Raw genomic sequence first — 14,136 nt, 5'->3', positions numbered from 1 at the left:
TAACAGGAAGCCATAATGACGGAACAAGAAAAAACCTCCGCCGTGGTTGAAGAGACCAGGGAGGCCGTGGACACCACGCCACAATCTGTCACAGTAGAAAAAAAGAGTAATAACAGTACTGCTCTGATTTTAAGTGCGGTGGCTATCGCTATTGCTCTGGCTGCAGGTGTCGGTTTGTATGGCTGGGGTAAACAACAGGCCGTCAATCAGACGGCCACCAGCGATGTCCTCGCTAACCAGCTCACTGCGCTACAAAAAGCCCAGGAGAGCCAAAAAGCAGAACTGGAAGGTATCATCAAACAACAGGCTACGCAGTTAGAGCAGGCAAACCGTCAGCAAGAAGCGTTAGCAAAACAACTGGATGAAGTTCAACAAAAGGTCGCCACCATTTCCGGAAGCGATGCTAAAACCTGGCTGCTGGCGCAGGCAGATTTTCTGGTGAAGCTCGCCGGACGTAAGCTGTGGAGCGATCAGGACGTCACCACCGCCGCTGCGCTACTGAAAAGCGCAGATGCCAGCCTGGCCGATATGAATGACCCAAGTCTTATTACCGTTCGCCGGGCAATTACCGATGACATCGCCAGCCTTTCTGCGGTATCACTGGTCGATTATGACGGTATCATCCTCAAGTTGAATCAACTTTCTAATCAGGTAGATAACCTGCGTCTGGCCGACAATGACAGTGACGGTTCACCAATGGATTCCAATGGTGAAGAGCTTTCCAGCTCCATCAGCGAATGGCGTATCAATCTGCAAAAGAGCTGGCAGAACTTTATGGATAACTTCATTACGATTCGGCGTCGTGATGACACCGCCGTACCCCTGTTAGCGCCGAATCAAGATATCTACCTGCGCGAAAATATTCGTTCCCGTCTGCTGGTCGCAGCACAAGCTGTACCGCGTCATCAGGAAGAAACCTACCGCCAGGCGCTGGAAAACGTCTCTACCTGGGTACGTGCTTATTACGACACTGACGATGCCACTACCAAAGCGTTTCTCGACGAAGTGGATCAGCTAAGTCAGCAGAATATTTCGATGGATCTCCCGGAAACCCTGCAAAGCCAGGCAATGCTGGAAAAGCTGATGCAAACCCGCGTGCGTAATCTGTTGGCGCAGCCTGTAGCACCAGCAACGGAAGCTAAATCTGCACCTGCACCTGCACCTGCACCTGCACCTGCACCTGCACCTGCACCGCAAGCTGATACTCCGGCAGCCGCGCCGCAAGGAGAATAACCATGCTAAAAGTGTTGTTACTCTTTGTTCTGCTTATTGCGGGGATCGTGGTTGGTCCGATGATTGCCGGGCATCAGGGTTACGTACTGATTCAAACCGACAACTACAATATCGAAACCAGCGTCACGGGTCTGGCGATCATTTTTATACTGGCAATGGTGGTGCTGTTTGCTATCGAGTGGCTACTGCGACGGATTTTCCGCACCGGCGCGCACACCCGCGGTTGGTTTGTCGGGCGTAAACGCCGCCGCGCACGTAAGCAGACCGAACAGGCGCTGCTGAAACTGGCGGAAGGTGATTACCAGCAGGTTGAAAAGCTGATGGCGAAAAATGCCGATCACGCTGAACAACCGGTAGTGAACTACCTGCTGGCTGCTGAAGCCGCACAACAACGCGGCGATGAAGCGCGCGCCAATCAGCATCTGGAACGCGCAGCAGAACTTGCAGGCAATGACACCATTCCGGTAGAAATTGCCCGCGTGCGCCTGCAACTGGCACGCAATGAAAATCATGCTGCACGCCACGGCGTAGATAAGTTGCTGGAAGTCACGCCACGCCATCCTGAAGTGCTGCGTCTGGCGGAACAAGCTTATATCCGCACCGGTGCGTGGAGTTCGCTGCTGGACATCATCCCGTCAATGGCAAAAGCTCACGTTGGTGATGAAGAACATCGCGCAATGCTGGAACAACAGGCATGGATTGGCCTGATGGATCAGGCTCGTGCTGATGACGGTAGTGAAGGTTTGCGAAACTGGTGGAAAAATCAAAGCCGGAAAACGCGTCATCAGGTGGCGTTGCAGGTGGCAATGGCAGAACATCTTATTGAGTGTGACGATCATGACACCGCCCAGCAAATTATCATCGACGGCCTGAAACGCCAGTATGACGATCGCCTGCTGCTACCAATCCCACGACTGAAAACCAACAATCCGGAACAGCTTGAAAAAGTGCTACGCCAGCAAATCAAAAGCGTCGGTGATCGCCCACTGTTGTGGAGCACATTGGGCCAGTCACTGATGAAGCACGGCGAATGGCAGGAAGCATCCCTCGCCTTCCGCGCGGCGCTGAAACAACGTCCGGACGCCTACGATTACGCATGGCTTGCCGATGCGCTGGACAGACTGCACAAGCCGGAAGAAGCCGCTGCAATGCGCCGCGACGGTTTGATGCTGACATTACAGAACAACCCACCGCAGTAATCCTTTCTCACCTGGAGGCGCAGAGCCTCCGGGCCTTTCCTGAATAGATAAAAAAACGCCTGCTCTTATTACGGAGCAGGCGTTAAAACAGGTCTGTATGACAACAAGTGGGTGCTTCACTCAACGTTGTGTCCATGGTGTCTGATGAGGCAAAAGCGACATCTGTCAGTGGACGATAAGCACCGTAAACGGCTCTGCGTCATTCCTGAGTTTATGAGGCACTAAGGCGAACATAAGAGATGGAATGAGCATCTACTCAGTTATTATGCCACAGAGGATGGGGTAATAACATCCCCTAATACTTGTTATGAGAAAAATCTGTAACCCTTTTTTCTTCATATTTAATAAATTACCGAGTAAATCCTTCCCTTAGCCTGATGCTTTTTTATATGTGATATGAATGATTAAATATAAGCAATTAATGACACGCATATTAATTACAAACAAAACTAAAAACAGCATCAATAATCAACGCGATATAATAAACACGCCTTACATATCGCATGCACGGGGGGTAGGATTGAAAACGCTCTCCTGATATTTCAATTTATTCTTAAGATAAATAGATAATTTATTTTCATCATCATTATTTATGAAATCATCCTGTCAGGGAGAGGGACCTCAATTATCAATGCTTAACTACGCCATCATTTTGATGACATTAAATCGGAGCATTTTGCATGGAATTTTCGTTCTCACCCAAGCTTCTTGTTGTCGCTGTCGCCGCCGCTCTTCCATTAATGGCCAGCGCTGCAGATACCCCGTCAACCGCCACCGCACGCAAAGGATTTGCTGGTTACGATCACCCAAATCAATACCTGGTTAAACCGGCAACCACCATTGCCGATAATATGATGCCGGTAATGCAGCATCCGGCGCAGGATAAAGAAACTCAGCAGAAGCTGGCAGAATTAGAGAAAAAAACAGGTAAGAAACCGAATGTGGTTATTTTCTTGCTGGATGACGTGGGCTGGATGACGTGGGCTGGATGGATGTTGGCTTTAATGGTGGCGGTGTGGCGGTGGGTAACCCAACACCAGATATTGACGCCGTTGCCAGCCAGGGGCTGATTTTAACCTCCGCGTATTCTCAACCCAGTTCTTCACCAACCCGCGCGACGATTCTCACCGGACAGTATTCTATCCACCACGGCATTTTGATGCCGCCGATGTACGGACAACCTGGCGGTCTGCAAGGGTTAACGACACTACCGCAACTGCTGCACGATCAAGGCTATGTCACCCAGGCCATCGGTAAATGGCACATGGGGGAAAACAAAGAGTCGCAGCCGCAAAACGTTGGCTTTGATGATTTCCGTGGCTTCAACTCAGTGTCCGATATGTATACCGAATGGCGCGATGTTCACGTTAACCCGGAAGTCGCCCTGAGCCCGGCTCGTTCTGAATACATCAAAAAACTGCCGTTCAGTAAAGATGACGTTCATGCGGTGCGCGGCGGTGAACAGGAAGCCATTGCCGACATTACGCCGAAATATATGGAAGATCTGGATCAACGCTGGATGGAATATGGCGTTAAGTTCCTCGATAAAATGGCAAAAAGCGACAAACCTTTCTTCCTCTATTACGGCACTCGCGGCTGTCACTTTGATAACTACCCGAACGCGAAATATGCAGGAAGTTCTCCGGCGCGCACCTCTTACGGCGACTGCATGGTAGAGATGAATGATGTGTTCGCCAACCTGTATAAAGCACTGGAGAAAAACGGTCAGCTCGATAACACGCTGATTGTCTTTACCTCCGATAATGGCCCGGAAGCCGAAGTGCCGCCACACGGTCGCACACCCTTCCGTGGCTCTAAAGGTTCGACCTGGGAAGGCGGCGTCCGCGTACCGACTTTCGTGTACTGGAAAGGCATGATCCAGCCGCGTAAATCTGACGGTATTGTCGATCTGGCGGATCTCTTCCCAACCGCGCTGGATCTGGCGGGGCATCCTGGGGCTAAAGTGGCGAATTTAGTGCCGAAAACTACCTTTATCGATGGTGTTGACCAGACCTCTTTCTTCCTCGGAACAAATGGTCAGTCTAACCGTAAGGCCGAGCACTACTTCCTCAACGGCAAACTTTCTGCTGTGCGTATGGATGAGTTCAAGTATCACGTACTGATTCAGCAACCTTACGCTTATACCCAGAGCGGATATCAGGGTGGATTCACCGGTACGATAATGCAAACGGCCGGATCGTCGGTGTTTAACTTGTACACCGATCCGCAGGAAAGCGACTCTATCGGCGTGCGGCATATTCCGATGGGTGTACCTCTACAGACCGAAATGCACGCGTATATGGATATCCTGAAAAAATATCCGCCACGCGCGCAGATTAAATCTGATTAATTCAGCGCTATCGCTACATCGGGTTGCGCTGCCCATGCCGGATGAGGCGCGAACGCCTTATCCGGCCTACAAAATCTTGAAAATTCAATATATTGCATCATTCTGTAAGCCGGATAAGATGCGTCAGCATCGCATCCGGCAATCAACCGCAGGCGGCCACAAAATGGCCGCCGATTTTTACTTATTCACCACCATCAAATGCGCCTGCATAATGTCGCTGGCCGGGCGGCCGTGCGCCAGCAAATCAGCCATTGCTTTAAGATATGGCGGTAGATGGCGGAAATAACACTGATAACCAACGCACAAATAATTCAGTCCCGGTTTGCCGCTGGCATCGAGCATAAAGCGGTGTTTCGGGCAACCTCCCCAGCACGCTTTTAACACGTTGCAACTGCGACACTGCGCCGGTAACTGCTTAAATTTATCTTCACCAAACGCCTGCTGTTGCGGGGAATCTACCATTTCTGCAATCGTCTGCTGAAGCATATTCCCCAGTCGATATTGCGGATAGACAAAGTGATCACAGGTGTAAACATCGCCGTTGTGCTCAACAATCACCGAACGCCCGCAGGTTGGCTGATGATGGCAAACCGCGCCAGGCGCGCCGACAAAATTGGCAAATGCCCATTCGATATTCATCACGAAAATCTTACCGACGTCGCGTTTGATCCAGTGATCGAAAATCGTCACCAGAAATTCACCGAACTCTTGCGGGCGCACCGACCATTCCGTCAGTTCCCCCTGAATATCGCCAGGCGCTCGTAATTTCAGTCCGTCGTGGGCTGCTGTTTCATCTGCCAGACGTTCCACCACCGGAATAAACTGGATGAACTCAACGCCCGCATCACGCAAAAATTCATAGACCTGCAACGGTTGCAGCACGCTGGTGCGATTGACGCACGCCAGAACGTTATAATCAACGTGATATTTTTGCAGTAGTTTAAGCGCGCGCATTACCAGTTTATGCGTTGGTCTGCCGCCTTTGGTAACGCGGTATTGATTATGGATCTCTGCCGGGCCGTCCAGCGATAAGCCAACCAGAAAATGATTTTCTGCCAGAAACGCACACCATTCGTCATCCAGCAGCACGCCGTTAGTCTGGAAGCTGTTACTTACCCGCCTGCCTGCACCATATTTTGCCTGTAGTGCCACAGCGCGGCGGTAAAATTCCAACCCCGGCAGCGTTGGCTCTCCGCCTTGCCAGGTAAAAGCAACTTCGTTTTGTGGTTCACTGGCAGCGATATAGTGGCGGACATACGCTTCCAGCGTGTCATCGTCCATATGTGTGACAGGATGTTCGCGGTAGAGAGAGTGTTTTTCGAGATAAAAACAGTAGTCACAGTTCAGATTACAATCGGAACCGCTCGGTTTCGCCATCACATGAAAAGCACGCGTTGGAACCTGTTGCAGCATAGTCGCTCCTTGCCTGAAATCGTCCTTCAATAAGTTAAGGGCGAAATCATACCGTGTGGCAATGAGTTACTACGGGCGTTTATTGCGAAGGGAGAGTGATGGAATACACAGAAAACAAAAAACCCCGCCGAAGCGGGGTTCAAAATTGGTCGGCGAGAGAGGATTCGAACCTCCGACCCACTGGTCCCAAACCAGTTGCGCTACCAAGCTGCGCTACTCGCCGAAATACTGCTTTTTGAATTTTTAGTTCAATTCTTTAAAGTCGTGGTGCGAGGGGGGGGACTTGAACCCCCACGTCCGTAAGGACACTAACACCTGAAGCTAGCGCGTCTACCAATTCCGCCACCTTCGCCCAGTGCGAGCAATATCAACGTGGTTTTTGGTGCGAGGGGGGGGACTTGAACCCCCACGTCCGTAAGGACACTAACACCTGAAGCTAGCGCGTCTACCAATTCCGCCACCTTCGCATTTTCACAACTTCTAATAATGGGGTGGCTAATGGGATTCGAACCCACGACAACTGGAATCACAATCCAGGGCTCTACCAACTGAGCTATAGCCACCACTACAAATCTTGTTACGCGGTATTACTACCACCGCAGCTCAAGCGCCGGGACTAAATGGCGCGCCCGACAGGATTCGAACCTGAGACCTCTGCCTCCGGAGGGCAGCGCTCTATCCAGCTGAGCTACGGGCGCTTAGCGCCGTTGCGGGGGTGGATAATACGGACTTCCCACCCCTCTGTCTAGTCCCTTTTTAAATAAAATGCGCGTTTGGTTACGCTTTGCGCATTTTGCTGCTTATTCCTCCAGTTTATGCGCTTTACCGTGGCGATTAAGCCCAAAAACTTTGTAAATCGCCGTCACCGCCAGCATGAAGATGATGCCGACAAACAGCGACATACGAGTATCTTCATTAAAGTACATGCCGATCAAAACGCAAATAAGGAACGCCATTGTCACATAATTTGCCCACGGGAACAGAATGGAGCGGAACGGATGGCTGGCAATCGCCGCTTTGTGCGCACGACGAAAACGCAGTTGGCTTATCAGGATCACAAACCACGGCACCATCCCCGGCAGCACGCTGGCGCTGTAGACGTAAACAAACACACGCTGCGGATTGGGAATGATGTAGTTCAGGCACGAGCCAATTAACAGGATGGCAATGGATACCGCTACTCCCGCAACCGGCACGCCGTGACGAGAAACTTTTGCCATCGCCGCCGGTAACTGACGGTTTTTCGCCAGTGCATAAAGCATACGTCCGCAACTGTACATACCGCTGTTACAGCCAGAAAGCGCCGCCGTCAGTACCACAAAGTTGATAATACCCGCGGCTGCGGTAATGCCAATTTTGGCGAAAGTCAGTACAAACGGGCTGCCATTGCTGCCAATTTCATTCCACGGGAAGATGGTGACGATAACGAAGATCGCGCCTACGTAGAAAATAAGGATTCGCCACAGCACTTTGCCTACCGCACTGCGCAACGTCACCTGCGGATTTTTCGCTTCACCGGCAGTAATACCAATCAGCTCCACACCCTGGTAGGACGCCACCACGATACACAGCGCCGTCAGGAACCCTTTCCAGCCACCCGCAAAGAAACCGCCATGCTCAGTGAGATTGCCAAAACCAATCGACTGCCCGCCATTGCCAAAGCCAAAGAAAATCACGCCCAGGCCAATGACTATCATAACGATGATCGTGGTGACTTTGATCATCGCGAACCAAAACTCGATTTCACCATACAGTCTGACCGCCGCCAGATTCGCCAGCGCCACCAGCGCCACCGCGATCAATGCAGGTATCCACTGTGCCATCTCCGGGAACCAGAACTGGACGTAGACGCCAATGGCAGTGATTTCCGAGATCCCCACCGCCATCCACATGAACCAGTAAGACCAGGCAGTGAGATAGCCAAAAAACGGGCTCATATAACGATGTGCGTAAACGGCGAACGAACCGGTAACCGGCTCAAGGAATAACATTTCGCCCATTGAGCGCATGATGAAAAAGACGAACAGCCCGGCGATGATATAGGCCAACAATACAGATGGCCCAGCCCATTTTAGGGTGCTGGCGGCCCCCATAAACAGACCAACGCCAATGGTACCCCCCAGGGCGATGAGTTCGATATGTCGAGCTTCCAGCCCACGCTGTAGCTCTGGTTTATTATCTGCCATAAATCCTCGTGTTGTGTTTGCATGTTTTTCCGGTGTTACCGGTTATCGTTATGGGTACATCGAGTGTTGCGAATGTTTTCGTAATTCAGGAGAAATGGCAAATGAAGCATTAAAAATTTGAATGCTTTGTGTAATAAAACAGCAGGAAGGTGAAGAACAGGCGACATTGTGAACACTTATGCCGCCAGCAAGAGAGGGAAAATCAGAGGTTGCCGGTGTAATGCCAGCGTAAATAGCGCAGTAAACGGAGCTGACGCTTAATGCGACTCGGCTGCGAAAGCAGGCGATAGAGCCACTCCAACCCCAGTTTTTGCCAGATTTTCGGCGCGCGTTTCACATGGCCAGTAAAAACATCGTACGTTCCGCCAATGCCCATATAAAGCGCATCAGGATGCACCTGACGGCAGTCGCGCATGAAGATTTCCTGTTTTGGCGATCCCATTGCGACAGTGACGATTTGCGCGCCACTGGCATGGATACGCTCAAACAGCGCCTGACTCTGCTCGGGTTTGAAATAACCATCCTGGCTGCCAACGATATTCACATTCCACTGGCCGCGCAGTTTAGTTTCGGTCTGCGCCAGTACTTCAGGTTTGCCGCCAACAAGAAAAACGGGCGTCCCTTCTTTTCCTGCGCGAGCCATCAGCTCTTCCCAGAGATCGGCTCCAGCTACGCGGGAAACCTGTGACTGAGGATATTTTTTACGTACCGAACGCACGACGCTAATGCCATCGGCATATTTAAATTCGGCAGCGTTAATTAACGCCCTGACCTCGGCGTTATCTTCAATGGTCAGCATTTTTTCGGCATTAATGGCAACCAGCGTTCCCTGCTTAAGCTGCCCATCAGCGAACAGATAATCGAGGGCATGCTGCATATCACGCCAACCGATCAACTGTAAGCCACGCAGCGTATAGGTCGGTGCTGTGGTGTTGTTATTCATTGTTATCCTTCAATCTGCGTCCGGAGCGATGATTTTATTCGTTTATGAATGAGTCCGGCGCTATCAAAAAGCCAGTACAGTAGTTTTGCAATCATCAGGCTTGCACCGAAGACCACGATAAAAAAGACCACCCGCGAGACAAATGAATCCAGTCCTTCGCGCGCCAGCACGATCATATTAAAGATCGCCCCAAAGCAGAAACTGTGCAAAATCGCTGCCTTATAGCGATTGGTTTCGCGGTTGCCCAGCTCATACAGCCAGTCGAACCATTTTATAATCAGGCCAACCACAATCGCCCCAAGCGGAATAAACAACACACCGCCCATCACCACCAGTGAGCCGATAAGCGTAGGTGAGATAGCCAGCCCGGAGTGATTATTCAGCACTTCCCAGGTGAAATAGTTGGCGGAGTTCAGCACCATACTGGGCCGACCCGGCCACAGCCAGGAAGGAATAAAGACATAGAAATCACGGACAATCGGTGCCAGCCCCTGGAAGTCGATGTTGTCGTAGTTCTGCAATAGCAACGCCAGATTCTCCCACGGCGAGAAAGTGTCGCGGGTGAGATAGAGAAACGTGTAGAAAGCTTCATCACCGCTCACGTTCATTCCGTAGCGTTTTAGCGCCAGCCAGAACATACCGACAATCCCCAGCACGCCTGCCGCTGCCAGCATCCACAGTGAAATCCAACCGCGAATAATGCCGATAAACAGGAAGATAGCGAACGCGATAATGATATTGGCGCGAGTGCCACCGACAATCATGTAGGTCAGCAATCCAAAGGCAACGGTACTGACGAGGAAAAACAGCCACGCTTTGCTGTCCTGGCGCAGAAAATAGACCACCAGCATCGCCGGGATAAAAAAGTAAAAGAAGCGCTTTAACGCCACGCCGGAGACTTCACTGGAAAAGATCTGACTGTAGGAGTTAAGTCGGAACAACAAAAAGCCGTTGTGCATGAAGAAGATGCCGACACTGACCAACGCGATGCCCATCAGGAGAAACCAGGTAAGATTGGTTTCCACGCGATTCATGGTAAACACTGGACGGCGCGGTGCATCGGCAACACTTTTGCGTAAGCGGGTTTTGTAGGTGACGTAATAAACCGCGTAAAAGCAGCCCGCAGAAAGCAACGCCTGCAACAAGATTTCTGGCGGCGCGACACCAACATCAAAGCGGAATACCAGTACGCTGGTCAGCGGAAATCCGAAGAAAAACGTCAGCAAAAAAAGCAATGAAAAGAAGATATTGAAGTTAAACCGCACGCGGCGAAACTCAAACCAGGTCAGCGTGGCGATAAACAGCGTACAGAGCAGCCAGACAACAAACAGGCCGCTGAATTGCAGCAGGCTCATGCGACCTCCCCAGCGGCAATTGCCAGCGCCCGATGCCAGCCTTGCAGATAGTTTGGACTAAAGAAGGCAATGTGGTTTTTATCTACCGACGCCAACTGGCGCTGCGCTTCACGCACAATATCCTCGTTGAGATCGTCAGTGGTAAATAGCACCGGCAAATGTTGCTCCGTCATATCCTGCCAGAACGGGTTTTCCCGATTAAGTACGCAGGGGATGCCAGCCTGAATCAACAAGCACAGCGTACCGATACCTTGCTGACGGGCAAAAATAAAGTAGCCGAGATCGCACTGGCGAAGTAGTGCCAGATAAGCGTCAAAATCCATTTTTTCGCTCAGAATTTGCAGATTTTCTTCGCTGAATAATTCCAGCCCCGCCTGACGAACTTCGTTGATATACGCATCGTTGTTGGCCGGATATCCCATCGGCACCACCACTTTCACCGTATCGCCAAACTGCCGATGCACAGCGCGTAAGGCAGCGATGTGTTCATTACTGCGATCGCCGGAGTTCCCCACCAGAATAGTCATTTTCCCTTCACGTTGCCGATCGTTAGCCATCGTATTGAGAGAAGGATCCATCCGGGTTGGGAAGTAAATCAGTTCGCCTCGCACCTTTGGATGCGTTCTGGCAAAAAAGCTCAAGTCTCCCCGAGTGGCAAATACACAGCCCACCCGCTTTTGTGCCAGGCGGCGCAGCGGATAAAAGAGCTTATATCTCAAGCCACTGGAAAGTTCATACAAATCAGCGCCCCATATATGCCAGTAAAACTGGCTGGGCTTGATTCCGCCGCTAAGCAGCGCCAGCCATAGTTTTGGATTGAACTGGCCATGGAAGAAAAACCGCTGTTGACGGTTAGCTTTCGCTTTCGCGATAACCGCTTCAGCCAGTGATTTTTTGTCTGCAAAAAAGCGGATAGTGAGCGCCGGACAGCTATCACTTAAGCCGTCGTCCTTGCCTGCAACCATAAACTCGCGCGCGTGCTCGCTTGTCGCAGCCAGCGCGTCGTTGAAAAACCGCAAAACGGTTTGGTTATGGTGAGGGATATCCGATCCCAAAACGTGAATCAGTACAGTCATGCCCGCCTACGCCAGAGTAAAAACACGCCACAACAAAGAGAAAAATAGACGATATAGGTTGCCATATATGCCTGCGCCGCGCCCAGCGCGCCATGCGCGGGGATCAACCAGTGGGCAAATACCATCAACAACGTGAACTGACTGACTTCCGCCAGAATATAAAACCGGAGCGACGCTTTGGCGATCACCAGATAACCAAAGACATAAGCGCCCACTTTTAACACATCGCCAACCAACTGCCAGGCAAAGAGATCGCGCATGGCGGTAAATTTGTTCGATAAAAGTAGCCAGATGGCAAAGTCACGCAGCAACCAAACTGTAAAACTCGCCGCTGCCACCGCCGGTAGAACGAATTTCAGCGACTTCACCACTTCGCGGGTGATATCGCGCTTTTCCGTTAGCCGCGACAGAGTGGGCAGTAAATACACGCTAAAAGAGGCGGTAATGAATTGCAGGTAGGCGTCGGAAATACTACTTACGCCTTGCCAGATCCCCACCTCATCCCAGCTATACTGCGCCGCCAGCAACTTACGCATCATGATGTAAGCAACGGGCAAGGTCACCGAAGTAATCAGCGCCATTAACGTGAACTTACTCAACTGCCCCGCCAGACCGCTATCCCAACTGGGTTTCAGATAGCTTAACGGGATAGCGCCACGTTTGATCAACATGATGGCAGCCGGAATTACCACCAACGCAGGAATCAGCGCCAGCCCAAGCAACGCGCCTTCATAGCCACCAAAACGGTAACTGACGTAGTAAGCGATAACACCAATCAGGCTGCCAACAATCAGCGATAACGCATTACCCGCGGCATCGCGAAAGCCTTTCATCAGCGCCAGCAACAGGTTGCCCCAGGCGATACCCATTTGCACCAGCGCCACTAAACGTACCAGCCCCTGGTAGTCAGTATTCCCGAACAATCCCTGGCTGATCGGAGCGGCTGCCAGCACAAAAATCAGCGCCATCAGCGTGGAGAAACCAAGCACCATCGCTGATGATGTACCCACCACACGACGTAGCTGCTGCGGATTATCATGATACTGGGCAACGTATTTGGTTACGCCGTTAAAAATGCCCGCCCCGGCAAGCACGCCGAGTACGGTAATCAACTGACGGTAGTTAGCCGCCAGCCCCAGCCCTGCCGGACCAAATGATACCGCCAGCAGCTTACCGACCAGTAACCCGGCACCAATCTTGACCAGCGTACTGGCCGCCGTCCATAAGGACGCTTTCGCCAGCGACATATCAGGAGAAGTAGTTCAGCAAGGTCGCAATTACCGTGCGTTGATTGACGGGCGACAGATTGTAGAACAGCGGCAGACGCAGCAAGCGCTCGCTCTCTTTGGTAGTGTAGCGATCTTCACCGTGGAACTCACCAAACCGTTCACCCGCCGGGCTTGCGTGCAGCGGAATGTAATGGAACACCGCCATGATTTCTGCTTCTTTCAGGAAGTTAATCAACGCGTTCCGGTCATCAATATCACGCAGCTTAATGTAGAACATATGCGCGTTCTGCACGCAGCTATCCGGAATCGACGGTAGTTCGATACGCCCGGTTTTCGCCAGTGGTGCCAGTGCATCGTAATAGTTTTGCCACAGCGCCAGACGCTGCTGGTTGATACGATCCGCTGCTTCCAGTTGCGCCCACAGATATGCGGCTTGCAGATCGGACATCAAATAGCTGGAGCCGATATCGCGCCAGGTGTATTTATCCACCTGACCACGGAAGAACTGGCTACGATTAGTGCCTTTTTCACGGATGATCTCGGCGCGCTCAATCAATTTTTTATCATTAATCAACGTAGCGCCGCCTTCACCACCCGCGGTGTAGTTTTTGGTTTCATGGAAGCTAAAGCAGCCAATATGACCAATGGTTCCCAGCGCACGCCCTTTGTAAGTGGACATCACACCCTGAGCGGCATCTTCCACCACAAACAGGTTATATTTTTTCGCCAACGCCATAATGGTGTCCATTTCACAGGCCACGCCCGCGTAATGCACCGGCACGATAACGCGCGTTTTGTCGGTGATCGCCGCTTCAATCAGCGTTTCGTCGATGTTCATAGTGTCCGGGCGAACATCCACAAAAACGATTTTCGCTCCACGCAGCACGAAGGCGTTGGCGGTGGAGACAAAGGTATAACTCGGCATGATCACTTCATCGCCAGGCTGGATATCCAACAACAGCGCCGCCATCTCCAGAGAAGCGGTGCAGGACGGCGTCAACAGCGCTTTGGCGCTGCTAAAACGTTGCTCCAGCCACTGCTGGCAGCGACGGGTAAAACCACCATCGCCACACAGTTTGCCGCTACCCATTGCCGACTGCATATAATCGAGTTCGGTTCCCACCACCGGCGGTGCGTTAAATGGAATCATGT

9 protein-coding genes, 5 tRNA genes and 1 pseudogene are annotated in these 14,136 nt (G+C 51.5%); 3 read left to right on the top strand and 12 right to left on the bottom strand.

What is annotated here, in order from left to right:
- The first annotated feature begins 15 nt into the window (after nt 1-15).
- The 3 genes and pseudogenes from hemX to aslA all read left to right on the top strand — a co-directional run bounded on the left by hemX (nt 16) and on the right by aslA (nt 4,782).
- Nucleotides 16-1,233, top strand: coding sequence for a uroporphyrinogen-III C-methyltransferase (gene hemX, locus A1WG_RS12890; protein WP_016242556.1), 1,218 nt, complete (start codon nt 16-18; stop codon nt 1,231-1,233).
- A 2-nt stretch (nt 1,234-1,235) separates the two neighbouring features.
- Nucleotides 1,236-2,432, top strand: coding sequence for a protoheme IX biogenesis protein HemY (gene hemY, locus A1WG_RS12895; RefSeq protein WP_001517394.1), 1,197 nt, complete (start codon nt 1,236-1,238; stop codon nt 2,430-2,432).
- A 680-nt stretch (nt 2,433-3,112) separates the two neighbouring features.
- Nucleotides 3,113-4,782, top strand: a pseudogene (gene aslA / locus A1WG_RS12900) (arylsulfatase AslA).
- Nucleotides 4,783-4,959: 177 nt separating this feature from the next.
- On the opposite strand, the gene A1WG_RS12905 reads toward aslA, so the two are convergent.
- The 12 genes from A1WG_RS12905 to rffA form a co-directional block, all read right to left on the bottom strand.
- The gene (locus A1WG_RS12905) at nt 4,960-6,195 is read right to left on the bottom strand and encodes an anaerobic sulfatase maturase (RefSeq protein WP_001517397.1); all 1,236 of its coding nucleotides are present in this window, start codon (nt 6,193-6,195) and stop codon (nt 4,960-4,962) included.
- A 146-nt stretch (nt 6,196-6,341) separates the two neighbouring features.
- Nucleotides 6,342-6,418, bottom strand: a tRNA-Pro gene (locus A1WG_RS12910).
- A gap of 42 nt (nt 6,419-6,460) precedes the next feature.
- Nucleotides 6,461-6,547, bottom strand: a tRNA-Leu gene (locus A1WG_RS12915).
- Between the two features lie 28 nt (nt 6,548-6,575).
- A tRNA-Leu gene (locus tag A1WG_RS12920) sits at nt 6,576-6,662 on the bottom strand.
- Between the two features lie 20 nt (nt 6,663-6,682).
- Nucleotides 6,683-6,758: transfer RNA gene (locus tag A1WG_RS12925), tRNA-His, on the bottom strand.
- A 58-nt stretch (nt 6,759-6,816) separates the two neighbouring features.
- A tRNA-Arg gene (locus A1WG_RS12930) sits at nt 6,817-6,893 on the bottom strand.
- A gap of 102 nt (nt 6,894-6,995) precedes the next feature.
- Nucleotides 6,996-8,381, bottom strand: a complete 1,386-nt coding sequence (gene thrP / locus A1WG_RS12935) for a bifunctional threonine/serine APC transporter ThrP (protein WP_000774725.1) — start codon at nt 8,379-8,381, stop codon at nt 6,996-6,998.
- 202 nt (nt 8,382-8,583) lie between these two features.
- A complete protein-coding gene (wecG, locus tag A1WG_RS12940; RefSeq protein WP_001517398.1) occupies nt 8,584-9,324 on the bottom strand; it encodes a lipopolysaccharide N-acetylmannosaminouronosyltransferase in 741 nt (246 codons plus the stop codon).
- A 2-nt stretch (nt 9,325-9,326) separates the two neighbouring features.
- Complete coding sequence (wzyE, locus tag A1WG_RS12945) at nt 9,327-10,679, bottom strand: ECA oligosaccharide polymerase (protein ID WP_000055110.1); 1,353 nt, start codon at nt 10,677-10,679, stop codon at nt 9,327-9,329.
- Nucleotides 10,676-11,755 (bottom strand): TDP-N-acetylfucosamine:lipid II N-acetylfucosaminyltransferase, encoded by a 1,080-nt coding sequence (gene rffT, locus A1WG_RS12950; RefSeq protein ID WP_001517399.1) that lies wholly within the window; start codon nt 11,753-11,755, stop codon nt 10,676-10,678. Before rffT ends, wzyE begins: the two co-directional genes overlap by 4 nt.
- Nucleotides 11,752-13,002 carry a lipid III flippase WzxE gene (wzxE, locus tag A1WG_RS12955; RefSeq protein WP_000050280.1) on the bottom strand — a complete coding sequence of 417 codons (1,251 nt, stop codon included), beginning with the start codon at nt 13,000-13,002 and terminating at the stop codon, nt 11,752-11,754. The genes rffT and wzxE overlap by 4 nt, the downstream gene beginning before the upstream one ends.
- A gap of 1 nt (nt 13,003) precedes the next feature.
- The gene (gene rffA / locus A1WG_RS12960) at nt 13,004-14,134 is read right to left on the bottom strand and encodes a dTDP-4-amino-4,6-dideoxygalactose transaminase (protein ID WP_001517400.1); all 1,131 of its coding nucleotides are present in this window, start codon (nt 14,132-14,134) and stop codon (nt 13,004-13,006) included.
- Nucleotides 14,135-14,136: the final 2 nt, after the last annotated feature.

The sequence above is a fragment of the Escherichia sp. KTE96 genome (assembly GCF_000408525.1).
GTDB lineage: Bacteria > Pseudomonadota > Gammaproteobacteria > Enterobacterales > Enterobacteriaceae > Escherichia > Escherichia marmotae.
Note: the sequence above shows the minus strand (reverse complement) of the source record. Positions and strands in the feature narration are given on the sequence as shown.